Source organism: Paenibacillus humicus NBRC 102415 (assembly GCF_004000905.1).
Lineage (GTDB): Bacteria > Bacillota > Bacilli > Paenibacillales > Paenibacillaceae > Paenibacillus_O > Paenibacillus_O humicus.
On record NZ_BIMD01000003.1, the window covers coordinates 23,526 to 46,621 of the forward strand.

General features: G+C 59.8%; 20 protein-coding genes. 9 read left to right on the forward strand and 11 right to left on the reverse strand.

Features of this window, described 5'->3' with window-relative positions:
- The first annotated feature begins 9 nt into the window (after window positions 1-9).
- A complete protein-coding gene (locus PHU01S_RS03060) occupies window positions 10-768 on the forward strand; it encodes an ABC transporter ATP-binding protein (protein ID WP_021879301.1) in 759 nt (252 codons plus the stop codon).
- 5 nt (window positions 769-773) lie between these two features.
- A complete protein-coding gene (locus PHU01S_RS03065; RefSeq protein ID WP_049867047.1) occupies window positions 774-3,182 on the forward strand; it encodes an ABC transporter permease in 2,409 nt (802 codons plus the stop codon).
- A 200-nt stretch (window positions 3,183-3,382) separates the two neighbouring features.
- Here the strand turns inward: PHU01S_RS03065 and PHU01S_RS03070 are convergent, their stop codons facing one another.
- The 4 genes from PHU01S_RS03070 to PHU01S_RS03085 all read right to left on the reverse strand — a co-directional run bounded on the left by PHU01S_RS03070 (window position 3,383) and on the right by PHU01S_RS03085 (window position 7,534).
- A complete protein-coding gene (locus PHU01S_RS03070; RefSeq protein ID WP_048748166.1) occupies window positions 3,383-4,114 on the reverse strand; it encodes an SDR family NAD(P)-dependent oxidoreductase in 732 nt (243 codons plus the stop codon).
- Window positions 4,115-4,337: 223 nt separating this feature from the next.
- Window positions 4,338-5,162: a carbohydrate ABC transporter permease gene (locus tag PHU01S_RS03075; protein WP_373864518.1), complete on the reverse strand. Its 825-nt coding sequence runs from the start codon at window positions 5,160-5,162 to the stop codon at window positions 4,338-4,340.
- A 23-nt stretch (window positions 5,163-5,185) separates the two neighbouring features.
- Window positions 5,186-6,076, reverse strand: a complete 891-nt coding sequence (locus PHU01S_RS03080) for a carbohydrate ABC transporter permease (protein WP_021879304.1) — start codon at window positions 6,074-6,076, stop codon at window positions 5,186-5,188.
- Between the two features lie 108 nt (window positions 6,077-6,184).
- Entirely contained in the window at window positions 6,185-7,534 is a 1,350-nt protein-coding gene (locus tag PHU01S_RS03085) for an ABC transporter substrate-binding protein (protein ID WP_373864519.1), read from the reverse strand.
- Window positions 7,535-7,815: 281 nt separating this feature from the next.
- On the opposite strand from PHU01S_RS03085, the gene PHU01S_RS03090 reads away from it, so the two are divergent.
- Genes PHU01S_RS03090 through PHU01S_RS03105 form a run of 4 tightly spaced genes read left to right on the forward strand, consistent with a single transcriptional unit; the run spans window position 7,816 to window position 13,340 of the window.
- Window positions 7,816-8,505: an ABC transporter ATP-binding protein gene (locus PHU01S_RS03090; protein ID WP_049867045.1), complete on the forward strand. Its 690-nt coding sequence runs from the start codon at window positions 7,816-7,818 to the stop codon at window positions 8,503-8,505.
- The gene (locus PHU01S_RS03095; RefSeq protein WP_069202407.1) at window positions 8,480-9,508 is read left to right on the forward strand and encodes an efflux RND transporter periplasmic adaptor subunit; all 1,029 of its coding nucleotides are present in this window, start codon (window positions 8,480-8,482) and stop codon (window positions 9,506-9,508) included. Before PHU01S_RS03090 ends, PHU01S_RS03095 begins: the two co-directional genes overlap by 26 nt.
- A 36-nt stretch (window positions 9,509-9,544) precedes the next feature.
- Window positions 9,545-12,439 carry an ABC transporter permease gene (locus PHU01S_RS03100; RefSeq protein ID WP_049867044.1) on the forward strand — a complete coding sequence of 965 codons (2,895 nt, stop codon included), beginning with the start codon at window positions 9,545-9,547 and terminating at the stop codon, window positions 12,437-12,439.
- 4 nt (window positions 12,440-12,443) lie between these two features.
- Window positions 12,444-13,340 carry an ABC transporter ATP-binding protein gene (locus tag PHU01S_RS03105; RefSeq protein WP_049867043.1) on the forward strand — a complete coding sequence of 299 codons (897 nt, stop codon included), beginning with the start codon at window positions 12,444-12,446 and terminating at the stop codon, window positions 13,338-13,340.
- Between the two features lie 349 nt (window positions 13,341-13,689).
- On the opposite strand, the gene PHU01S_RS03110 is transcribed toward PHU01S_RS03105, so the two are convergent.
- The 6 genes from PHU01S_RS03110 to PHU01S_RS03130 all read right to left on the reverse strand — a co-directional run bounded on the left by PHU01S_RS03110 (window position 13,690) and on the right by PHU01S_RS03130 (window position 20,240).
- The gene (locus PHU01S_RS03110) at window positions 13,690-14,928 is read right to left on the reverse strand and encodes an MFS transporter (protein WP_049867042.1); all 1,239 of its coding nucleotides are present in this window, start codon (window positions 14,926-14,928) and stop codon (window positions 13,690-13,692) included.
- Between the two features lie 218 nt (window positions 14,929-15,146).
- On the reverse strand, window positions 15,147-15,677 hold the full coding sequence (locus tag PHU01S_RS03115; RefSeq protein ID WP_049867041.1) for a PadR family transcriptional regulator: 531 nt from the start codon (window positions 15,675-15,677) through the stop codon (window positions 15,147-15,149).
- An 81-nt stretch (window positions 15,678-15,758) separates the two neighbouring features.
- Entirely contained in the window at window positions 15,759-16,916 is a 1,158-nt protein-coding gene (locus tag PHU01S_RS03120; protein ID WP_021881267.1) for a YhgE/Pip domain-containing protein, read from the reverse strand.
- Window positions 16,917-17,121: 205 nt separating this feature from the next.
- Complete coding sequence (abc-f, locus tag PHU01S_RS03125) at window positions 17,122-19,137, reverse strand: ribosomal protection-like ABC-F family protein (protein WP_127506059.1); 2,016 nt, start codon at window positions 19,135-19,137, stop codon at window positions 17,122-17,124.
- 101 nt (window positions 19,138-19,238) lie between these two features.
- Window positions 19,239-19,382 carry a hypothetical protein gene (locus tag PHU01S_RS25570; RefSeq protein WP_164762955.1) on the reverse strand — a complete coding sequence of 48 codons (144 nt, stop codon included), beginning with the start codon at window positions 19,380-19,382 and terminating at the stop codon, window positions 19,239-19,241.
- A gap of 177 nt (window positions 19,383-19,559) precedes the next feature.
- Entirely contained in the window at window positions 19,560-20,240 is a 681-nt protein-coding gene (locus PHU01S_RS03130; RefSeq protein WP_048748607.1) for a DUF1796 family putative cysteine peptidase, read from the reverse strand.
- Between the two features lie 218 nt (window positions 20,241-20,458).
- On the opposite strand from PHU01S_RS03130, the gene PHU01S_RS03135 reads away from it, so the two are divergent.
- A complete protein-coding gene (locus PHU01S_RS03135) occupies window positions 20,459-20,989 on the forward strand; it encodes a hypothetical protein (protein WP_048748608.1) in 531 nt (176 codons plus the stop codon).
- A gap of 143 nt (window positions 20,990-21,132) precedes the next feature.
- Here PHU01S_RS03135 and PHU01S_RS03140 read toward each other — a convergent pair whose 3' ends face one another.
- Window positions 21,133-21,801, reverse strand: a complete 669-nt coding sequence (locus PHU01S_RS03140; RefSeq protein WP_021882157.1) for an O-methyltransferase — start codon at window positions 21,799-21,801, stop codon at window positions 21,133-21,135.
- A gap of 158 nt (window positions 21,802-21,959) precedes the next feature.
- Between PHU01S_RS03140 and PHU01S_RS03145 the strand changes: the two genes are divergently transcribed.
- Both PHU01S_RS03145 and PHU01S_RS27070 read left to right on the forward strand, forming a co-directional pair.
- Window positions 21,960-22,865, forward strand: a complete 906-nt coding sequence (locus PHU01S_RS03145) for a LysR substrate-binding domain-containing protein (RefSeq protein ID WP_127506061.1) — start codon at window positions 21,960-21,962, stop codon at window positions 22,863-22,865.
- Entirely contained in the window at window positions 22,846-23,091 is a 246-nt protein-coding gene (locus PHU01S_RS27070; protein WP_164762956.1) for an Lrp/AsnC ligand binding domain-containing protein, read from the forward strand. Before PHU01S_RS03145 ends, PHU01S_RS27070 begins: the two co-directional genes overlap by 20 nt.
- The last annotated feature ends 5 nt before the right edge of the window (window positions 23,092-23,096 follow it).

Below are 23,096 nucleotides of genomic sequence, written 5' to 3' on the forward strand. Positions count from 1 at the left end.
TGATGCTTCGTGGCCAAAAGAACGATCCTGCGCGCCAAAAACCTCAGCAAAACCTATCAAACCGGCAAGGAGCCCTATCATGCCATCCGCAATGTGGATCTGGACATCTATGAAGGGGATTTCACCGTCATCATGGGCAATTCGGGCTCAGGAAAGTCCACCTTGCTCTATCTGCTCAGCGGACTCGACCAGGTGTCGGCAGGCGAGGTGCATTTCCGCGACCGGCGCATCGACCATTACAGCGAGAAGGAGCTTTCCGAGTTCCGGGCGGCAACGATCGGTTATGTCTATCAGGGCATCAACCTGGTTCCCGATCTATCCATCCGGGACAATATCGCTCTGCCCGGCTATATCGCGGGCCGCAAGAAAAGCGCCGTAAAAGCAAAAGCGGCCGAGCTGATGCAGGCGATGGAAATCGACGGACAGAACAGCCGGCTTCCCTCGCAAACATCCGGCGGCCAGCAGCAGCGCGCAGCGATAGCGCGGGCATTGATCAATTCGCCGGACATCATCTTCGCGGATGAGCCGACCGGCAGCCTGAACATCGAGCAGGGCACCGCCGTGCTTGATATTCTGACCCGCATCAACCAGGCCGGACAATCGGTAGTCATGGTCACGCATGATATCAAGGCTGCCTGCAGGGCGGACCGCCTGATTTTGATCCGGGATGGAAAAGTCGGCGGCATTCTCGAATTCGACAAATATGACGGCAGCGACACCGGGGACAAGGAATCCATCCTCTTTGCCTTCGTTACCGGGAAGGAGTGATCTCCATGGCTGCAATCTGGCTGCTGTGCCGCTCCCGCCTCAAGAACAGCAAAACGCAAAACCTGTTCGTCGCCCTGCTCATCCTGCTGTCCACCCTGCTGGTCGCGACGGCGGCGATCGTCATGGCCAACACAGGCCGCTCGTTCACCGACATGCACGACAAGACCCATGGATCGCATCAGCTCCTATTGCTGGAGAAAGGACTGCATGATCCGCAGTTCGTCCATCAATGGTGGGAGGCGCAGCAAGGCGTCGAAACCTCCCGGCTGCTGCGCTTCCGGGCCCTATCCGGAATTACCTACAACGGCCATGACGCCCCCAATCTCTATCTGTACATGATGAATACGCCCGAACCGCCCCTGCTCGTGGACACTCTTGTTTTCGCGCAGGGCGTCCAAAGCGATGCTCCGGAGAGGGGAACGGTATGGATTCCAACCTCGATGGCCAATTCGTACGGAATTTCGGTCGGAGACAAGATTTCCTTCCACACCGGATCGGGGCAGCTGCAGCAGCGGGTTTCCGCCGTCGTGATCGACGTCCCTTTCGGAGCGCCGTTCACCAATACGGCCCGCATATGGATGAACAGCGACGATTACCGGGACTCGATGACGCCTCTCCCAGGCACAGACAGCAGCATGATCGGGCTTCGGTTCGATGATTACAGCAGCCAAGCCGGTTATTGGGACCGCTTTGCGCGGGAGCTTGGCGGACCTTTCCTCGAAACAAAAATGGAGTTCGAGGCCATCTCCTCCTTTTACCTGATCATCAATCAGATCATCGGCTTCATCATGATTGTCCTCGGGCTCGTCATGATGCTGATCGCGCTGATTACGATCGGCTTCACCCTATCCGACGCCATTCTCGCCCACTACCGAACGATAGGCGTGATCAAGTCGCTCGGCCTGACCTCCCGCGGCACGGTCCTCGCCTATGTATGCCAATACGGCCTGCTGGCCTGCCTGGGCATCCTTCCGGGGCTTGCCCTCAGCATCCTGCTGTCCAAAGCGATTCTGAACCTGTCCGTGTCCTCCTTGAAGACGAAAAACGAGGAGCTGGCTGTTCATGGAATCGGCACGGCCATGTTCGTCGGACTGTTTGTCTTCGTCCTGGTTGTCCTGTTCGCGGCCTGGCAGGCCGGCAGGACCCGCTCCATCCAGCCTGCCCAGGCGATTCGGTACGGCATGTCCGAAACGGAAAGCAGACGGGCCGCAGCGTTGAACGAGGCTGCCGCGAGCCGGCTTGAATTCGGGAGGCTGCCTGTGTTCGCGGTCATCGGCTTGAGAAACCTGATCAAGAACCGAAAAGTCTCCGCTCTCATGCTGGCGCTCACGATGGCGGCCTCCTCCGTGCTCGTGCTCGGTTATGTCCTGCTGAACAGCATCATCCACATTCAGCAGACGACAGCGAAATGGGGCTACGACTCCGCCAATGTCGCGGCGATTGTCGTCAATAAAACCACGTTCTCCCGCAGCGATTTCGAGCGCGCCTTATCTGCCGACCCCCGCATCAAAAATGCGAGCTGGCAGGGAAACCGGACCGCGGTCGTGAATCCGGAGCCCTCTGGCCGCGGCAAAGCGGCCGGCAGACAGCCTTTGAGCCTTTATTTGAGCGTCCTGGACGGCAGCTACGAGCAGATGGGCTTCGGAACCTTGAGCGGGCGCAATCCCCGCCAGAACAATGAAATCGCCTTGGGCGTCAACGTGGCCAAAACGTTGGACAAGGAGCCGGGCGACTTCGTGGACATCTACATCGAGGGCAAAAAGCAATCGCTGCTCATCACCGGCGTCTATCAGTCGATCGCCAACGCCTCGTATTCGGCGCGGGTGACGATCGAGGCCGTCCGGGCGGCAAGTCCGTCCTTCAACGATATGGACGTGTCTCTGATCAACGTCAAGGACATCGAGGCGGCTGAAGCCGTCGCGAGCGGCCTCGACGCCGCCTTCAAGGGCTCCGCCTCCGTCGTGACGCAGAAAACGCTGCTGGATTCCGTCTTCAAGGAAGCCGCCGACATCCTTGTCTATCCCATAAGCCTGCTCGGAGCGCTGTTCGTCCTCGTGGCCTTCATCATTATTTACAGCAGCTGCCGCATCAATATGCGAAGAGAGAGCAAAACCTACGGCATCTATAAATCCATCGGAATGACCTCAACACGGATCCGGATGTCCGTCGCGCTTGGCATAACGGCTCTTGCGCTTCTGGGATCCATGCTCGGCATCCTCGTCGGCGTTTATGCGCTGCCCCTCCTGCTGGAGAATGTTCTCGCCGGCTACGGCATCGTCGAGCTGCCGGTCATACTCCACTGGGCCGGAATTCCGGCCTTTGCATCCATTCCTGTCGCCGCCGCCTTCGCGGGCTCGTGGGCATCGTCCAAAGCCATACGGACGACCTCCCCGCGCATTCTGACGGCAGAATAGCGGCCTGCCCCTCCATATTTCCATAAAAACACCCCCCTCGGGAGTGGATCGGAACGTTCCGATTTCCATTCCAAGGGGGGTATTTCAGCAAAGCGCCTGTGCCAGCCCAATCCGGGCATTATCCCGGAGGCTTGAGCGAAGCTCGGCTTACTGGCCGTGGCGCCGCCTTCGATGACGAACTCGCCTCTCCTCTTCTTCCGTCAAACAGCCGTGTAGCCGCCGTCGACGAGCAGGCTTGCTCCCGTGACGAAGGAAGCGTCGTCGCTGGCGAGAAACAGGACGGCAGCGGCGACTTCCTCCGGCTTGCCGAGCCTTCCCATCGGGTGCAGGCCGACGAGATGATCGGTGACCGCCTCGCTGCGGCCTCCGATCAGCGGAGTGTCGATATATCCCGGGCAGACCGCGTTCACGCGGATGCCTTTGCCGGCGTAGTCGGCGGCCATCGACTGGGTTAGCAGCTTGACGCCGCCTTTGGCTGCGGCATAAGCGGTCACTCCCGCTTTGCCGACATGGCTGTGGATGGAGCCGCAGTTGACGATGGCGCCGCCTCCGCCCTGCTTCAGCATTTGCTGCAGAGCGTATTTGCCGCATAGAAAGACGCCCGACAGGTTGATGTCGATCGTTTTTTGCCAGGCGTCGGAAGCCAGCTTGTCCGCAGGCGCGTCATGGGCGATGCCGGCGTTGGCGAACAAGATGTCGAGGCGGCCGAACTTGGCGACCGTCTGCTCCACCATCGCCTGCACCTGATCTTCCCTGGTCACGTCGGTGCGGACGAACAGTCCCGCTTCGAGGCTGTCCGCCACGGCTTGTCCGTGTTCCGAGAAATCCGCGATGACCACCGAGGCACCTTCCGCGGCGAATCTGCGCGCGGTCGCTTCTCCGATTCCGCTCGCCCCGCCCGTTACGACAACGACCTTATCCTTGAATCTCATGCTGTCTTCCTCCTCGTATGCTGGTCTTTTCTGTCTTGCCTCTCCTGTCCTGTCATTACCCTTTGCCGCCCTTATTAATTCAGTACTAAAGGATATTTCCGAACCGGCTTCCTAGTTTGGTTTATCCTGCCAGATCTCATGCAAAAAAAGGACGGCATCCCGCAGGCTGCCGCCCCTTTTTCGTCTTTTCCGCTCTCCCTCCGCATCATCCGATTGCAACCTCCTACCCCTTCGTCCCGCCCTGCAGCCCGAACCCTTTGGACATGAAGCGCTGGGACAGCACGTACAGCACGATGGACGGCATGGCGTACATGACCGAGAAGGCGGCCAGCTTGCCGTAATCCGCCATTCCATACTGGCCGAAAAACTGGTACAGCTTGAGCGAGGCCGGGAAGTTGCCCGGCGACTGCAGCAGGATGTAAGGCACGAAGAAATTTCCCCAGCTGCCGGAGAAGGTGAAGATCGCGACGGTGCAAATGCCCGGCACCATGAGCGGAGCCACGACCTTGCGGATTCCGGCGAATACGGACGCGCCGTCTACCCAAGCCGCCTCTTCGAGATCGGCCGGAACGGCATCGAGGAAGTTCTTGAGCATCCAGATTCCGTAGGGCATCGAAGAGGCGACGTAGAACAGGACGACGCCGAATACGTTGTCGTAGAGCTTGAGGCTCAGGAACAACTGATACACGGGCACCATGACCGCCGTAATCGGCAGCGAGGTCATGAACAGCACCGTCAGCATGAACGGCTTCTTGTATTTGAGCTGATACCGGGAGAGCGGATACGCCGCCAGCAAAGCCAGCAGCACGACGAGCACGGCCTGGCCGAGCGACATCAGCAGTCCGATCGCGAACGCGCGCTGGTTGCCGCTGTCCGACAGCACGGACGCGTAATTCCCTCCGGTCAGGCGGCTTGGCATCTTCAGCGTCTGCATCGCATTGGGGTCCACGGACGCGACCAGCACCCACAAAAGGGGCAGAACAAAGCAAAGGCCGATGGCGGCCAGGATGGCATAGGGAACCATCCGGACCGCATGCTTGCGTTTCATCCTCTTCATAGGGCGGATTCTCCTTAAGACTTCATCGAACGGATGTAGAACAGGCTCAGCACGATTCCGATCAGCAGGAGCAGCAGCGAGATGGCGGTTCCGTATCCGAGCTGATAATTGACGAAGGCCTGATTGTACATGAAGATCGGCAGCGTCGTCGTCGCCGTGCCGGGCCCGCCTCCTGTCATCGCGTAGATGAGGCCGAACACTCCCAGCGTCTGCAGCGTCACGAGCATCATATTGGTCGTGATGGAATCCTTGATGTACGGAATCGTAATCCGGATCAGAATCTGCCATCTCGAAGCGCCGTCCACGACGGCAGCCTCCTCGATCTCGCTCGGCACATCGTCCAGCGCTGCCTGGAACACAAGCATGGAGAAGGCGGTGCCATGCCAGATGTTCGCCAGAATGACCGTGAACATGGGCATCGTGTACAGCCAGGCGATTCCTTTCGCTCCGACAAATCCGAGGATGGCGTTGAGCGTGCCTTCGTCTCCGAAAAAGCTGTACAGGCATAACGCGCATACGATCTCCGGCGTCACCCATCCCGCCAGCACGACCGTGCCGATGATGCGACGGAACGTCTTGTTCTTGCGCTTCATGAGCAGCGCGATCAGAAAGCCCAGCACCTGCTGGCCGATGACCGCCGATCCCAACAGGAAGACGATCGTGTTCCAGATGCCCGTCCGCACCGTCGGATCCTTGAACATATGCGTGTAATTGTCGATGCCGATGAACTTCAATTCCTTCGCGGATTCCCCGGTCAGCGCCAGATTCGTGAAGGAGTAGAAGAAGGTCAGCAGAATCGGATAGACGAAGAAGAGCAGCATGATGGCGACGGACGGAAGCAAAAAGTAGATCCACGTCCGGTTCTTGCGCGTCCTGCCCGGCACGGCGGCCGCTATGGAGCTCATGGTCGTTCCCTCCTATCGGATATTCCGCTGCGCGGACGTCCCGCCGCCGGCTTCGCCCGGATGCCGATGCCCCGGACCTTCTTGCGATCCGAGGCCGCGGCAGGCATGTTATTTCTCCATCGTATGGTCGGCTCCCACGATTCTCGATACGTCCTGCGCGTACTTGCTGGCCGCATCCGCCGGCGATGTGCCGGTCGCGACCGATTCCACCATCGCCTGGATCTGGGTGGACACCTCCGGATATTTATCCTGCGCAGGGCGGAACTCCGCATTTTTCAGGTAATCGGTAGCGATTTCGTTGAACGGCATCTTCGTGTAGGCCGGGTCCTTGGACACGTCGGCGCGAACCGTAATATTGCCGGAGGCGATGACCAGCTTGGCGGTGTTCTCCTTGTTCAGAGCGTACTGGATGAATGCCCATGCCGCGTCCTTATGCTTGGCGTTGCTCGGGATCGAGAGCGCCCAGCCGCCGGCCAGCGTGATGGAGCCCGGCGCCTGCCCCTTGCTCGTCGGCATCGGGGCGAAGCCGAGCACATCCTTGTATTCCGGCCACGGGGCGGCTCCGCCGTCGAGGTAATTGCCCGGTATCCACGAGCCGTCGAGCGAGATGGCGAGCTTGCCCTTCGGCAAGTACTCCCGCGACGCCGTATTGCCCGCTTGCCCATTCAGCACCTTGGAGAGCGGGGGACCCAGCTTTTCCTTGTTGACCGTTTCGATGAAGGACAGGGCATCGGTGATTCCCTGGCTCTTTGTGACCCATTTGCCGCTGGCGTCGTCGTAGAGCCTCTCCCCGGTTCCATAGAGCAGCATCTCGTACGTCTGCATTGAGGTCGCCTCGCCCGTCGCCTTGCCCATGTTCATCCAGATCGGCACGACATCCGGCACCTTGGCCTTGATCGCTCTGGCGGCGTCCAGCACCTCATCCCAGGTTTTCGGCTTCCAGTCCTCCGGCAATCCCGCTTTCTTGAACAGATCCTTGTTGTACCAGAGTCCCCTGGAATCCGTGTTGTAGGGAACTCCGTACACCTTGCCGTCGCTGGCCGTCACGCCCTTTTTCATCGCCTCGATGAAGGAGCCGTTGCTCCAGTCCTTCCAGCCCTTCAGCCTCTCGTCCAGCGGCTCCAGGTAACCCGCCGCGGCGTCGGAGTTGAGGATGAACGTATCCTCGGTCACGATGTCGGGAGCGGTGTCCTTGGACTTCAGAGCGAGCGCGATTTTGGCGAAATAATCGCCCTCCGACGCCTGGATCGGAGTCGGCTTGATCTCGATGCTTTTGTCCGGGAACGTGGAGGCGACCTCCTTGATCCACTTGTACAGAACGCCCTTCTCTCCGATTCCGTCATCCCTGTACGTAATGGTTACCGTCGTCTTGCCGGAGCTGGTCTTGCCGCCGTCTCCGGACTGGCTGCTGCAGCCTATCGCCATCACCGTGCACATGACGACTGCGCCCGCAGCCATCAGCCTCCGATTGCCTGGCCTCATGGAATCCCCTCCCGATATCCGCTTCACGATGCAAACGCTTACGAAATGCCAATACCAACATACGGCCGGACTTGGCCCTTTAGTACGTTCAGGCCCATGTTGTCGCGATTTCGCACCTCCGGCCGCCCGGGATGTCGCGAACCAGCAGCCCAAGATCATAAGATCCGACATAACCGGGATGGATTCTGACCTTGCAACCGTTCCCAGATGAAGTAAATTAAGGGTAAAGGAATGGAACCTTGGGAGGTGAACGATCCATGCCCGCAGATTCCCCGCTTATTCTCCAGGCTTCCGGCATCACGCGCACCTTCGGCCGGGGCAAGAGCTCCGTCACCGTGCTGAAGGGAATCGATCTCTCCCTTCCGGCAGGCAGGCTGATTGCCCTCAAGGGAAGATCGGGATCCGGCAAAACAACTCTGATCAACCTGCTCGGCGCTCTCGATACGCCGACCGAAGGCAGCATCGAGCTAGGCGGCCGCGATCTCACGAAGCTGACCGGGCGCCAGCGGGATGAGCTCCGGCGCACCGAAATCGGCCTCATCTTCCAGTCGTTCGCTCTCGTGCCGCTCATGACCGCCTACGAGAACGTCGAATTCATGCTTCGGGTGGCGGGAGTGCCCGCCAAGGAACGCCAGGCTGCCGCAATCGCAGCCCTACAGCAGGTCGGACTCGCGGAACGCATGCATCACCGGCCGTTCGAGCTGTCCGGAGGCGAGCAGCAGCGCACCGCCATCGCCAGGGCGATCGCCCGCAAGCCGAGGCTCGTCCTTGCCGACGAACCGACGGCCGAGCTCGACAGCCGGACCGGCCTGACGATCATGAAAGCCTTTCGCGAGCTTGTCCAGCAAGGCCTGACCGTCGTACTCGCCACCCACGACCCCGCCGTCATGGAGATTGTCGATCTCGTATTCGAATTGGAGGATGGCCACATTGCCGAAGTCCGTTAATAGATCCGCTGCAGCCGCGCTTCTCGTCCTGTCCCTGGCCGTATCCGGCTGTTCCCTTCTTCCGCGCGAGGAAGCGGAGCTGAAGCCGCCCCTCGTCAAGCCCGCGACGGAAAACTACCGGACGGCCGAAGTTGCCGAAGGAACGGTCCGGAAAGAAGTCGGCGGCACCGGAGCTTTTGAATCCCTGCGCACCGACCGCGCCCAATTATCGGGTCAGGCAGGCAGGCTGGAGAAGATCGAAGTCCAGGCCGGCGACAGCGTCCAGGCCGGAGACGTGCTGGCCCGGCTGCTTGTGGACGGGCTGGACCTGCAGGTGAAGGAACAGGAGCTGGCTGCGGAGCGCGCTGCTTATGCCTTGAAGCAGTTGCCCTCATCCGACAAGGAAGGGCGCCGGCTGGCGGGCCTGCAGCTGGATATCGAGCAGCTCAAATACGAGAGGCTGAAGGAGCAGCTGGACCATACCGTCATCCGAGCCAAGCTCAGCGGCGTCGTCACGTTCGCGGACTCGCTTCAGGAAGGAGATCTCGTCGCGCCCTACCAGACGCTCGCCGTCGTCTCGGATCCATCCAAGCTGCGGCTGGCGATGGGAATCGATTCCGGAGCGGATCTCGGCGGCGTCAAGCTCGGCTCGCCGGCCGAAGTGAAGATCGAGGACAAGACCTATGCGGCCAAAGTGGTGCAGACGCCGGATTCGGCTCCGCAGACGCCGAACAAGGCGCTGGCGGACAAATACGCCTCCACCCTGTACCTGAGCGTCCAGGGACTGCCGGAGAGTGCAGGGATCGGCACGCAGGCAAGCGTCCTCATCATCACCGAGCAGCGCAGCCATACGCTCGTCATTCCGAAGAGCGGCCTGCGGACGTACCAGGGACGGACGTTCGTCCGGCTGCTGGAGGACGGCAAGCGGCTGCGGGAAGCCGATGTCGAGGCCGGCATCTCCAGCTCCACCGAGGTGGAGATTTTGAAAGGCTTGAAGGAGGGACAGGTCATTGTCCTCCAATAGCCGCTCTCTTATCCCGTTCTTAGAGGAGGCCCGGCCATGGCCCTGCTGACGATGATTCTCCGCAAGATGGCGAACAACAAATGGCTGGCCGCCAGCCTGCTTCTCGGCATGGCGCTGACGACCGGCCTCGTCAGCACCATGCCCGTCTACTCCGACGCCATCCTCTCCCGTATGCTCGTGAAGGATCTTGAAAGGCAGCAGCTGGATTCGGGGGTGCACTCCGGCACTTATTTCTCCAAAATCACCTTGATGGACATGAAGCCGGATAAGAAGCTTCAGGCCGTCTCCAGTCTCGACCGGTTCATGAAGGACGAGGCTATCCCCGGCTTCGGACTGCCGCTCAAGCAGGCTGCGGCCGAGCTGCAGACCGAGCAGCTGGTGCTGGAGGTGGAAGGCTCCGCCGCCGATCCCAAGCAGCTCAAGCCTACCGGAGCCGTCCGCTCCGTCAGCGGCATCCAGAATCATATCCGTCTGATCGACGGCCGGCTGCCGTCGCCGCGGCCGGATGCCGACGGCGCTTATGAAGTCATGGTCAACCAGCGGACGCTGCGGGAGCTCGACTTCGTGCTGGGACGGATCGTCAAGCTCGACGACGACAGCCTCGACCTGCATCTGCGCTTGAAGCCCGTCGGCATTTTCGGCGCCAAGCAGGAAGGCGATCTCTTCTTCCGCGACCCGTCGCTGGATGATTACAACCGCGTCTTCGTCATGGATGAAGGCTTGTTCGCCCAGGAGATGCTGACAGCCCGCAAGGCCCCCCTATTTTCCGCCAGCTGGTATTTCGTGCTGGACTATACGAAGATGACGCTGCGCGATATACAGCCTTTCCAGAACACCGATCACGCTATCCGAAGCGCGGCAGCGAAGCTCGTTCCGGTCAGCCAAACCAAGTTCGACGTCCCGGCCGCCGCGGCGATCGGCGGCTACGAGGAACGGTCGCAGCGCCTCGCCACGCTGATGTGGTCCCTCAATATCCCGGTGCTGATCATGCTCGCTTTCTATATGTACATGGTTTCCGATCTCATCGCCGGCAGACAGAAGAACGAGATCGCCGTCCTTCGCAGCCGCGGCGCATCGAGGCTGCAGATCATCTCTGCGTTCGCCGCCGAAGGGCTCCTGATATCCGGAGCGGCCTTCGCGGCTGGACCGTACCTCGCATCCGGATTGACGGAGCTGCTCGGCGCATCGAGCGGCTTCCTGCAATTCGTCCAGCGCTCCAGCCTTCCCGTCCATGTCGGCGCCGAGGCGTTCGCTTACTCGGGAGCGGCGGCCGCCATCGCCTTCGCCATGACGCTGCTGCCCGTCATCACCGCCACACGCGTCACGATCGTCGGCCACAAGCAGTCACTGGCAAGAGCCGGCCAGACGCCTTTATGGCGCAAAGCTTTCGTGGACATCATCCTGCTCGGCATCTCCTTCTACGGTCTCTATACGTTCCGGGAACGGCTGAACAGCCTGAAGACGCTCGGCCTCGGCTCGGATGACCTGCGGATCGATCCGCTTCAGTTCGTCATGCCCGCGCTGTTCATGATCGGAGCCGGCCTGCTGCTGCTGCGCCTCTACCCGCTGCTGCTCGCCGCCGTCTACAGGCTTGGACGCCGCTGGTGGCCGCCGGCCTGGTACGCTTCCCTGATCCAGGTGAGCCGCTCTCTCGTCCAGTATCAATTCCTTATGCTCTTCCTCATCCTGACGATCGCCTCCGGCGTGTTCAGCGCGGGGGCAGCCAGGACGATCAACAACAACCGCGAGGAACAGATCCGGTACCGCAACGGAGCGGATTTCGTCCTCTCCGGCCCGTGGCAGACCGATGTGCCGGCGGACGCTTCGGCTTATTCGCCTGGCGGCGGAGAAGCCAAGGCGGCCGGGACCGACGCCCCTGTCGTTCATTATACGGAGCCTCCCTTCGACGCCTACCCGGCTCTGCCCGGAGTCGAACACGCGGCGAAAGTGTTCATCAAGAAGGAGGCCGCCTTCACCGCAGGCGGAAGCGGCGGCACCGCCGAGCTCATGGGCATCGATACGGACGATTTCGGAGAGACGGCCTGGTTCGGCGACTACATCCTCCGTTATCCGCTGGCCGATTATCTCAATCTGATCGCCCCGGATCCGCGCGCGGTTCTGATCTCCCAGACGCTGGCCGAAGACAAGAAGGTGAAGCCCGGCGACACGATCTGGGCCGGCTGGGACAAGATCGATCCGCAGCCGTTCGTCGTATACGGCATCCTGCCTTTCTTTCCATCCTTCAATCCGAATCCGGGAGCGGCGGACGGCCTGCAGGCTTCTCAAGGCTCCGCCTCCGGCAGCGCGCCGATGCTCATCGTCGGCCATCTGTCGCGCATTCAGTTCCAGCTCGCGCTAGAGCCCTATCAGGTTTGGCTGAAGATGAAGCCCGGCGCCTCCACGGCGCGGCTCTACGAGGGCATTTCCCATGCCGGCCTGAACTTGACCAGCATCGCGAATACGAGAGATGAGCTCGCGCGAGCCAAAAACGATCCGTTTTTCATGGCGCTCAACGGCATCCTGACGCTGGGCTTCCTGATCTCGATTCTCGTCGCCTTCTCCGGGTTCATGCTGTACTGGATACTGACCTTGAAAGGGCGTACGCTTCAAAACGGCATTTTGCGGGCCGTCGGCCTGTCGCTGCGGCAGCTGATCGGCATGCTCGCCCTGGAGCAGCTTCTCACATCGGGGACGGCCGTCCTGATCGGCATGGCCGCAGGCTATTCGGCGAGCCGCCTGTTCGTCCCCAATTTTCAGCTTGCATTCGATCCGGCAGCTCTCGTCCCGCCATTCCGGGTCGTCCTTGCCGCCGGCGATTTCGCCAAGCTGTACGGGATGGTCGGCATGACGCTGCTGATCGGCTTGACCGTGCTCGGGATCATGCTGTCCAGAAGCCGGATCCATCAAGCGCTCAAGCTCGGGGAGGATTGATGGAATGATTCAATGCGAAGGGCTCGTCAAAATCTATAAGGCTGCCGAGCTGAAGGTATTCGCCCTGCAGGGACTCGATCTCGAGGTCGAGTCCGGCGAGCTGATGGCCATCATCGGCAACAGCGGCAGCGGAAAGTCGACGCTTCTCAATATGCTGGGAGGACTTGACCGTCCCTCAGCCGGCAAGCTGGTCGTGAACGGGCGCGACATGCTCAAGATGAGCGAGCGGGATCTCGTCGAGTACAAGCGCAGCAGTGTCGGCTTCGTCTGGCAGAACAACGCGCGCAACCTCATTCCTTACCTGACCGCTCAGGAAAATGTCGAGCTGCCTCTCCTGCTCGGCGGGAAGCCGCGCCGTGATCGAGCGCAGGAGCTGCTGGAGGCGGTCGGCCTCGGCCATCGCCGCGGCAGCAGACTGCACCAGCTGTCCGGCGGCGAGCAGCAGCGGGTCGCCATCGCGATCGCGCTGGCAGGCGGACCGAGGCTGCTGCTCGCGGATGAGCCGACGGGGTCGCTCGACTCCCGGATGTCGGACCAGATTCTCGATCTGTTCCGCGACCTGAACCGGACGACGGGAATCACGATCGTCATCGTCACCCACGATCCGCTGCTCGCCCGGAAGGTGGAGCGGGTCGTCGCCATCCGCGACGGCAAGACCTCCTCCGAAATGATCCGCCGCAAGTCCTATGCCCAGGAGCTGCTGGAGCTTGAGCAAGGCATCGCTTCCGGCGCGCAGGACGAAGCGGATTCGCATGTCGAATACGCCGTCCTCGACAAAGCCGGACGGCTGCAGGTTCCGGCGTCCTACCTGGAGTCCATCGGCGCCAAGGACCGCAACAAGGTCAAGCTGGAGCTGGCGGATGGAGCGATCCGGCTGACGGCTCCGGATGAAAGGAAGTAGCCTTCGGATAAAGCGGCATTCACCGAACGGCTTTCCTGCATCTTCATCATCATGGCATGTCAGACCTCCGCGGCTGCGTATCGCAAAGCTGGGGAAAGAAGCGGAAACCAAAAAGGGCTCCTCCGGATGGAGGAGCCCTTGATGAGTACATCTGTCGATGATTGGCAAGCAGACACTTGTGGATGAAAGCTATAAAACATTTTTTGTCGGATTATTCGCAGTACCCAAAACGGTTGAAAGCTGTTTATCAACTCTCCAGATTTTGCTGAAAGCCCGTTGAGCGAGAGGTTATCAGCTTCTCAACGGACTTTCCGGGGGTCCCTCCAACGGTATCCTCTTCCTTTTCGATTCACTGACGCTCCTTCACCAGTCCCAGCAGCGTGAACTGCAGCGCCGCCATGCCGAACAGCACCGCCGCCATGAACGACGGCTGCATGTCGGCCGCCCACAGGAGCAGCAGCGCGATCGATGCGACACGGCCGGCGTTGAGGAACAGCTCCCTCATGATGACGGACTCCACGCGCAGCTGCCCCTTGAGCGGCAGCTGGCCGATCAGCCGGTAATAATACGAGGTCAGCGTGTTGACCGCGAGCGGGTTGAACACCGAGAACAGAATCATGAAGGCGGCGACGGACCACAGCTTCACGTCCAGCAGCAGGAGCGCCGACCCGAGCGTAACTCCGATCGAGGAGATCAGCAGGTAGATGCGCACATGCTCCTGCTGGGCGGAGCGGGAAATGACATACCCGGTAGCGACCGTCAAGGCGGAGAACAGCACGCCGAGATAGCCGACCCAGTCCTCGCGGCCGACGGTGCGGAACAGCAGAATATTGGGAAGGAACAGCATGATGCCCTGGAACAGGCCGAAGACGAAGAAGCTGTACAACGCCCTGCGCCACCGTCTGTGCTTGGACATCAGCAAGCCCATCAGGTTCAGATAATAGGTTCGGTGGCGCACGGTCTGCATCGGGATCCGAAAGCTGATCGCGGCCGCGGCTGCGAACATGACAAAGGCCAAGGAGAAAATAAAGATATACCCTTGCAGCCCTTCGCTGCTGCGGATAATCAGCCCGGCCAGCGCCGGACCGGCAAGGCCGGCGGAATTGAAGGCGATCATGTTGATCGCCAGATAGCGGATCCGGTTCGTCTCCGTGGACACGTCGTATTGAAGCACGAGGTAGCCGACCCAATAGAAGCCGGACGATATTCCGTTCAACAGCGCGAACAGGACATAATATTCCGCCACCCGCTCCTGAGCGATGACGACGAGCAGGTAGAAGACGGCGATCATGACGATGCCAAGCCTGTAGGCCGCCATCCGGTCCTTGCGCTTGGCGAGCCAGCCGCCCGCGGCGAACGCCGCCGGAGTCATGGCAAAGCAGATGATGTTGTACAGCCCGTTGATCGCGAGGTCCTCGGTCAGCCTCCACAAGTACAGGTTAAGAAACAAGCCCGACATCGATGCCCCGAACTGGAAGCAGCTATGGATGATCAGCGAGGTGACCGCATCCCGGCTCAGCTTCCTTTCCGGCGGAACGGCCGTCCCCCGTCCTATCTTCCCTTTTGCCCATTGAAGCACTGAATCCATTCCCCTCTGCGGCTGGCCATGTTGGAATGAACTCTATTATACGTCAATTCTCAGGAAATGGAATGCAAGACGGCGCCAAGTTGAAATGGCGTCGGCCGGGATGCTGGAAGGGAGGAATGGTTTGATTCGAACCGAACAAAACCCAGGCGGGCTCCGAAGGACCGGTCTGGGTCTATCCCCTATCTATGCCGTTGGATCAGCGGTCTGCCCTGTCGCGGTCAAGACTCATTCAGCTGCTCCAGCACCTTGCGCAGCCAGCGGATGTCGTTGCGGATGGACTCATCGGCATGGTCGATGATCAGCCGAACGGCGGTCCGCTTCGCATCGGGTATGCTCCCGAGCTCGGGATCGGACTCCTCGATCTGGCGGATGCGGCTCTCGAGCCTGGCGACCGCCTCCCGGATCAGATAGGACAGCTTCTGCTTGTCCACTTTGTCCAGGAACATGAGGGAGGAATACAGCGAGGCTGCCGAGGTGAATTTCTGGAAGGCGGCATAGATTTCCTCCTCCAGCGCCCTCCGGCCTTTTTCAGTAATGCCGTAGGTCGTTTTTTCCGGGCGGTTGTCGGTTTGGACGACCTCTATTTTACGGATCAGCCCTTTTTTGGCCAGCACCTCGAATTGATAATAGAGCGTTCCGTCGTTGATCGTCACATTGCCGTCCAGCGGCTTCATAACCTGCTTCTTGATATCGTACGGATGTCGATCCCCTTCGCTGAGCGTTCCGAGGATGAAGATTTGAAGCGACATCGGCAAGCCTCCTTAACGTCGATCATGAACCGAATAGAGGCCGACCGGGCGGATGGCCCGTCAGCCCCTTTGATATTCAGTTTACATGAAAACCGGCTGTCCTGCAGTCTCGGCATTGTCCAGAGGTTTCCTGACCGCCTTGAACTGATGGATGACGCTGTTGACGATCAGAGCGCCAAGCCCGACAAGGCCGAGGCCAAGCAGATATTCGGCCGTCCGGCCGCCGCCGAACAGGACGTTGTAGTCCAGATGGACCGTATAGTACATCGGTGAAATGTAGCTGAACCACTCGAAGTAAGCCGGCATCATCTCGCGCGGCACGACGGCTCCGTTCGCGATCGTCTGCGTCAGCAGTATCGGCAGGTTCACGATCATGCCGGCCTGGCCGAGCAGGAGGCAGAACAGGCTCGTGAACGTAATGGCGACGAACATTTCCAGCGCGTGGACCATCCACATCTGCAGGAAGGCTTCGGCCCCGTAGCCATGGACGGAGAAGTAGACCGCAAGCCCGACCAGCGGAGCGATCAGCGAGAGCAGCGCGTTCACTCCCTGCAAAGCTCCGAACGCGCGCCATTTGCCCATGCGTCCCTTGAGCTGATTGAGCGTTCCGATGCTCATCATGGAGTAGATCATCGCTCCGACGTACGATGCCATCGTCAGGAACATCGGCGCCATCTGATTATGCGTGCCCGCAGGCTGCGGGTTGGTGGACACGATATTCGTCTCGACCTTGCCCATGATGCTTTCCACGGTCTGCTTCGACTGGTCGGCAGGCATCTTCATGCCCTGCAGCAGCCCTTCGAAGCTCTGGGACTGAATCTGAGCGATGATGCTGGACGAAACCTGGTTCGCCACACTGTGCATGCTGCTCGTGACCGTAGCGGGATTGGATTCATTGATGAAAAAGTCCAGCTTGGCCTGCTCCCCTTGCGCAGACAGCTTGCCTGTAAAATCAGCCGGAATATGCATGATGAACGGAATCTCCCTGTCCTCAAGCTGCTGCTTGGCCTGATCGAGGCTGGCATCCGTCACGACATGGAAGGGAAGCTGCTCCTTCAGCTGCTCGACGAACTTGGCTCCGGACTGCGGATCCTCGTTGACGATGGCCACCGTCAAATCCGGAAGATTTTTAGGAACCGCGCTGTATCCCGACATGAAGATGCCGATCATGATGATCTGGTAAAAAACGATCATGAATACGCCGCTCATAATCATCTTGTTTTTCAGAAATGCTTTCATGCTTCCACTCCATCTCTTTACTTTATATTGAGTACTCTATTTAGAGTAATCTAACTAAAGTGATGAAGTCAATGCAAGACGGCATGCGTTTCTTTTCGATGGCAGGCAATCCGTGTCGATATCATGAACGCCCGCGCAGGCATTGCCGCCCCGGAGAGGAGGAAAAGACGCAGCCGGACGGCTGCGCCTTCATTATAGGAATGGCTTACTCTCCGGCCAGCTCCAGCCAACGGTCCATCATACCGGCCAGCTGCCGCTCGTCCATCTCCCGCTCCTTCCATCGCTGCTCCAGCGCCTCCGGGCTGCCGCTCACGGCAAGCTGCTCAAGCTCGGAGCCGGCTGCCGCGACCCTCGCTTCCAGAAGAGCAATCTCCTTTTCGAGCCGCTCCTTTTGCTTTTCGAGCTTCGCCTTTTGCTTTTCCTGGTACTCCTTTTGCTTTTCATGATGCGCCGGCTGCTTCCGGTTCGCCTTGCTGCCGCTCTCGGCTTCCTTCCTCTCGCTGGAGAAGGCGGCCTCAAGCGGAGGAGCCGCAGCGTTTTGGCTCCAGACACGCTCCGAATTGCGCTCTCCTGTGAACCGGCTTTCCGCTGCCGGCCGCTTGGCCTGCTCCGCCTTATAGGCGTCATAGTTTCCGTTCCAGGAAGCAATGCGGCCTCCGGTGAGCTCCCAGACGCGCCCGGCAATGCGGTTGATGAAATACCGGTCATGGGACACGGCCAGAATCGTGCCCGGGAATTCCTCGAGCGCCTCCTCCAAAGCTTCTCTCGAGGCGGTGTCGAGATGGTTCGTCGGCTCGTCGAGCAGCAGCAGATTGGGCCGCTTCCTCACCAGCAGGGCGAGCCGCAGCCGGGACCATTCTCCGCCGGACAGAGCCTTGAGCGGACGAAACACGGCGGATCCGTAAAACTGGTACCGCGCCAGCAGATGGCGCGCCTCGCCTTCTTCCATGCCCGCTTCCGTCCGGAAGTAGTCCAGCACGGACTTTTCCGGCTCGGCGGCAGGCTCCTGCTGGGCCAGATAGCCGATCTCCAGCCGGGTTCCGAGCTTCAGCTCGCCTTCATCCGCGGATTCCCGGCCTAGGAGCATCTCCAGCAGCGTCGTTTTGCCGCTGCCGTTGTCCCCGATCAGGACCGCCTTTTCCCCATAAAGGAGCCCCCCTTCGGCCTCCTGCAGCAGGATGCGGTCTCCGTACCGCTTCGAAACCCGCTGGTAGGCGATGACCTGCTTGCCCGACCGGTCCTGCGGGTGGAGGCTGAATTCCGCCGTCTTCGGCTCCAGGACGGGGCGCTTGACCGCCTCCATCTTCTCCAGCGCCTTGCGGATCGACGCCGCGCGCTTGAAAAACTTCTCGTTGTCCCCGATCCGTCCCCATTCCTCCAGCCTGCGGATCGTCTCCTTCATCTTTTTGATCGCCTTCTGCTGCTCCTGGAATTCGGCGAACTGGCGCAGCAGAAGCTCCTCCTTCTGCTTGAGGTATCCGCTGTAGCCGGACAGATAGGTATGGGCTTCGCCGTCCTCCAGCTCGATCATCTTCGTCCCGACGGCATCCAGGAAATAGCGGTCATGGGAGACGATGACGCAGCAGCCGGCATACCCTCGCAAAAATTGCTCCAGCCACTCCATCCCTTTCAGATCCAGATGGTTGGTCGGCTCGTCCAGCAGCAGCAGATCGGGGCTCGTCACCAGCTGGGAAGCCAGCACGACCCGGGTCTTCTCCCCGCCGGACAAGCTCCCTAGCGTCCGCCCGTCCCGGCTGCGGTCGATCTGCAGGCCGCTTGCGACTTGGTCGATGAATGTATCCATGTCGTATCCGCCTCCCTGCTCGAACATCTCCTGAACCTCGGAATAGCGGACCAGCAGCCGCTCCAGCGCGGAAGGTGCCAGGTCAGGATCGGCCATCCGGCTTTCCAGCGCGGCAAGCTCTTCCTTCGCCTTCATCAAGCTGCCGAATCCGCTGGCGAGCACCTCGTACACCGTCATCGATTCGTATGCTTCGGGAATCTGCGGCAAATATCCGATGCGCGCATCCCTGCGCACCGTCAGCATGCCTTCGTCGGCAGGCTCCCGGCCGGATATGAGCTTCAGCAGCGTCGATTTGCCGCTGCCGTTGCGGCCGATCAGGCCGACCTTTTCTCCTTCCTGGATTTGAAAGGATACGCCGTCCAGCACAAGATGGGCCGCGTGGTATTTTCTTACGTTCTGAGCGTTGACGATAATCATATGCATTCATCTCCTGTTAGGGAAGACGCTGCTCCACAGCGCAAAAAAGAGCCGCGGCAGCTGGCCGCGGCTCTTCGGTTCGGCATGGCGATCCGTAGAGGTCAGGGCAGGCGTCTTCTCGCGATTGGGCCGTTCGTACCAGGCAAAATGGACAGAGTTATCCCGTTCGCGGAAAAATCATGCACGATGCCAGCCATGGCAATGGGCAGCCGGCTGACGATGGAATGGGCCGATTCGCGGTTCACCTGCTTCACCTCCTGTAGGGCGGGCTCCTCCATCCATGGGGATTTGCCGCGCGCAGTACTTTTATTGTATCCAGCATCAAGCCGGATTGTACAGGTAGAGTTCGGTTTCAATTTTATTCGACCCGATCAAATTCCTATAGGCTGAAAGCTTAACTTGCCTGCAGACCGCCCGGAGAATCAGTTCAATTTGATGCCGCTTAAAATTCGGTCCCAAAGCGAATCGTCCTTGATGTCATGCGGGACTTCCACAACGCAGACCTGGCTCATTTTCCAATCGGCTTCCTGAATCGTTTTCAGCTCCGCAACCGGATTCAGAACAAGCAGGGTGAATTCTTTGCCCCCAAGCACTCTCGTCAGCGCGGCTTGCATGGCGGCCGCCTGGTCATATTCGGCGTACCACCGGATGAAGAGAGGATGCCGGCTCTGATTCAGGCCCTCCCACAATCTCGCTATGCGCATGTCGAGCTTGGCCTTGTAGGCCGGATACGAGGAGGTCCAGTGCTGGCCCTCGAAAATGGGGAAATCATGGACGGAAATGATATTGTACAGCGCATCCTTGATGAAATAGGACTTGATCAGCGTCTTTTCGACCGGCTCCAAATAAATGGGCTCCCCGTCGTCCAGATAATATTGGGGATAAAAGGTCTCCTCTGCCATGACCAGATGCTCCAGCTTCATGAAATCATGGAAACGATGATCGAACAGCCGGGCCACATCACCGAGCGAGAGCGACACCATCCAGTCGAGCGGCATGGAGAACTTCCTGAGCCCGTGCCTTCTCATGTGAATGGCCGGGGAGCAGGACGATCCCAGACTGACGATCAAGTCATAGCTTTTCATCACCTTTTTCAGCCTCATGTAACCGATCCCTCTCTTCTACTCTTCCTTTCCCTATAAGAATATGCCGGGAGAAAGAGCCGGGATTGGACACGTCAAGCCGGAACGAGTGGAATTATGAACTCAATTGCTTAGGACCCGGCTCCGCCTTCGGACCGATGCTTCAGCCCAGCCAACTCCTCATAATGGGAGAAAGAAAACATCATGCCCGTCAGGATTGAAAAAGGGGGAAGTTCAGAATGGACTACTTGCGGGATTATGCTATGTACGCTTCTGTATTCGGCCTGTTCAGCTTCAGCTGGTTCGGCTGGGCGCAGGAGAATCCGCCCAGGAGCTGGCGCTTATACCTCGGCATCGCTTCGGGTATCGCCATGCTCGTATGCTTGTTCGGCGTTTATTCCAGCATTCGGAATTGGGATGCGCCCTCTGCCTTGAATGAAGCGCGATCATTCCGCGGTTATCTGATTTCGGTCTATGCCGAAGTTCTGCTGGGCGGGGCCGGCGCCCTCTATCTGATCCGTACCCGGAAATCCGCTTACGTGTCGGCTTGGATCTCCTTTGTCGTCGGCATTCATTTCATCGGGCTGGCAGGCGTCTTCAACGACTGGAGCCTGCATGTGCTGGCGGCGCTTCTCGTTGCCGTCTCTGTGGCCGCATCGGTCCTGTCCCGCAGGTTGAAGCTTGCCGTCAGCGCCTTGTCAGGCATCGGCTCCGGCACGGCGCTGTTCGCCTTCGCCGTGCTCGGCATGGTTCGGTTTCTCATGGCTTGATTCCGGCAAACATTCGCGCAAGCAGACCGGCGGCCGCTGCAAGCTGCGGGAATATGCCCTCGGCTTCGATCCAAGGAAGATCGAAGCCGAGGGCTTTCTTCGATGCAGCTTATAACCGGCTGGCATCCTTGCGGACAATGAGGTCAGCCCTGCACGATCGCCATCGCAAAGCCGTCATAGCCTTTGCGGCCGACAGTCTGGATCGCCGTAGCGGACAGCCTGGCGTCTCCGGCCATCAGGTCGAAGAAGGTCCGGACTCCATGCACCCGCGGATCCGTGCTGTGCCTGTTCACGACATCGCCGCTCCGCACGACGTTGTCGCCGATGATGACGGTGCCCCGACGGGATAATCGCAGCGCCGACTTCAGATAATCCGGGTTGTTCGGCTTGTCGGCATCGATGAAGATGAAATCAAAGGGCTCGATCCCCGCCTTCTCCATCTCCTCCAGACTCGCCCGAGCATCGCCTGTCCGGACCTCCACCTTGGCCTCAAGGCCGGCAAGCGCGATGTTGCGGCGGGCGACGTCCGCATGGCGAGGATCCAGCTCGAGGCTGACGGCCGTTCCGTCCTGCGGAAGGCCTCGCGCCATCCAGATCGTGCTGTACGCTCCAAGTGTTCCGATCTCCAGGATGCGCTTCGCTCCCTTCATCCGAACGAGCAGCTGCAGCAGCTTGCCTTGAGCGGCGGTCACGTCGATCTCCGGCAGCCCTTCCCTGCGATTGGCTGCGAGCACCTCGCTCAATACGCCATCCGCCTCGATCAGGCGGTCCTCGATATAATCGTCCACTTGCGTCCAGATCGGAATCATCATGAATCACTCCTTCAGCGAAGTAGCCGAGCGGCCTCGGCTCTTGACTTCACTATATTCGAAATGAAAATATAAATATAATATATGTTATTCGGTGAATGATACATTTTATTTATAAATAGAAAATCGAAAAGCGACTCCCGAGCAAAGGAGAATGAACGATGAACCTGCATGCCCTTCGCCTGTTCCATGCCGTCGCTTCCTCCGGCAGCGTAACCCGGGCGGCCGAGCAGCTGAGCATCAGCCAGCCGGCCATTACAGCCCAGATCAAAAAGTTTGAGAAGGAGCTTGCCCTGCCGCTGCTGCAGCCGGATGGAAGGGGAATACGGCTCACGGACGCCGGCCGACAGGTGAAAGAGCTGGCGGACCGCCTCTTTGCCGTCGAGAGGCAGATCGAGACGCTGGCGGAGCAGTACGGACGAGGCGATCAAGGACGGCTTTCGCTGGCGGCGACCTATTTGCCCGCGAACTTCCTGCTGCCCGCCTGGCTCGCCAAATTCAAGCAGAAGCACGAACGCGTGGAAATGAGCGTGACGACGACCAACTCCAGCGGAGCGCTGCGGCTGCTGCAGCGGATGGAAGCCGATCTCGCCTTATACGGCGGGCTGCCGGAGGAGCATCCCGATACGATTCAAGCCGAGGAGCTGTTCCAGGACGAGCTGTGGTTCGTAGTCGCCCCGACGCATCGGCATGCCGGCGGCTCGATCGGCCTCGATGACATGATGAGAGAGCCCTTCATCATGCGGGAGGAGGGCAGCTCCACGAGAGAAAGGCTGTTCTCCCTCTGCAGGACCTATAATGTCCCTTCCCCCCGGATCGCTCTCCAATTCAACGGCCTCCATGAAGCGATCAGCGCCGTCATCGCCGGTTACGGCGCCAGCTTCGTGTCCTCGCTCGTCGTCCGGGACGAGGTGCGCCGGGGCGAGCTGAGCCGCGTGCACGTGGAGGGAGTCAATCTGAGGAACAGCATTGCGATCTGTACCCGCCGAGGAGAAAACTTGTCTCCGGCAGCCTCCAATCTCGTCGACTTGATTCGTGAGAGCCGCGATGGGATGGGGAGCGGGTAGCCCTGGTCGGGTTCTAGCTAATCCATCCGCCCCTTCCGATCTCCTCCAGGATGGTGTTCGTTCAGAAGCTGTCCATCCTGCTGGCGAAGTCCGGCGCGAATCGCCGGATGTCGCGGAGATGCATCAGCTGAGCGGCCCATACAACTTCATGCTCAAGGTCCAGACGAGGTCGATGGCTTCCTTGGAAGCTTTCCAACTTGGCAGCAGCACGCTGATGCGAGCCTGAGCGGG

Bases quoted from the DNA above. Each gene is read 5' to 3' on its own strand.
- PHU01S_RS03065 (WP_049867047.1), top strand. From the start codon at position 774: ATGGCTGCAATCTGGCTGCTGTGCCGCTCCCGCCTCAAGAACAGCAAA.
- PHU01S_RS03070 (WP_048748166.1), bottom strand. From the start codon at position 4,114: ATGAGATTCAAGGATAAGGTCGTTGTCGTAACGGGCGGGGCGAGCGGA.
- PHU01S_RS03075 (WP_373864518.1), bottom strand. From the start codon at position 5,162: ATGAAACGCAAGCATGCGGTCCGGATGGTTCCCTATGCCATCCTGGCC.
- PHU01S_RS03080 (WP_021879304.1), bottom strand. From the start codon at position 6,076: ATGAGCTCCATAGCGGCCGCCGTGCCGGGCAGGACGCGCAAGAACCGG.
- PHU01S_RS03085 (WP_373864519.1), bottom strand. From the start codon at position 7,534: ATGGCTGCGGGCGCAGTCGTCATGTGCACGGTGATGGCGATAGGCTGC.
- PHU01S_RS03090 (WP_049867045.1), top strand. From the start codon at position 7,816: ATGCCCGCAGATTCCCCGCTTATTCTCCAGGCTTCCGGCATCACGCGC.
- PHU01S_RS03095 (WP_069202407.1), top strand. From the start codon at position 8,480: ATGGCCACATTGCCGAAGTCCGTTAATAGATCCGCTGCAGCCGCGCTT.
- PHU01S_RS03100 (WP_049867044.1), top strand. From the start codon at position 9,545: ATGGCCCTGCTGACGATGATTCTCCGCAAGATGGCGAACAACAAATGG.
- PHU01S_RS03105 (WP_049867043.1), top strand. From the start codon at position 12,444: ATGATTCAATGCGAAGGGCTCGTCAAAATCTATAAGGCTGCCGAGCTG.
- PHU01S_RS03110 (WP_049867042.1), bottom strand. From the start codon at position 14,928: ATGGATTCAGTGCTTCAATGGGCAAAAGGGAAGATAGGACGGGGGACG.
- PHU01S_RS03115 (WP_049867041.1), bottom strand. From the start codon at position 15,677: ATGTCGCTTCAAATCTTCATCCTCGGAACGCTCAGCGAAGGGGATCGA.
- PHU01S_RS03120 (WP_021881267.1), bottom strand. From the start codon at position 16,916: ATGAAAGCATTTCTGAAAAACAAGATGATTATGAGCGGCGTATTCATG.
- abc-f (WP_127506059.1), bottom strand. From the start codon at position 19,137: ATGATTATCGTCAACGCTCAGAACGTAAGAAAATACCACGCGGCCCAT.
- PHU01S_RS03130 (WP_048748607.1), bottom strand. From the start codon at position 20,240: ATGAGGCTGAAAAAGGTGATGAAAAGCTATGACTTGATCGTCAGTCTG.
- PHU01S_RS03135 (WP_048748608.1), top strand. From the start codon at position 20,459: ATGGACTACTTGCGGGATTATGCTATGTACGCTTCTGTATTCGGCCTG.
- PHU01S_RS03140 (WP_021882157.1), bottom strand. From the start codon at position 21,801: ATGATGATTCCGATCTGGACGCAAGTGGACGATTATATCGAGGACCGC.
- PHU01S_RS03145 (WP_127506061.1), top strand. From the start codon at position 21,960: ATGAACCTGCATGCCCTTCGCCTGTTCCATGCCGTCGCTTCCTCCGGC.
- PHU01S_RS27070 (WP_164762956.1), top strand. From the start codon at position 22,846: ATGGGATGGGGAGCGGGTAGCCCTGGTCGGGTTCTAGCTAATCCATCC.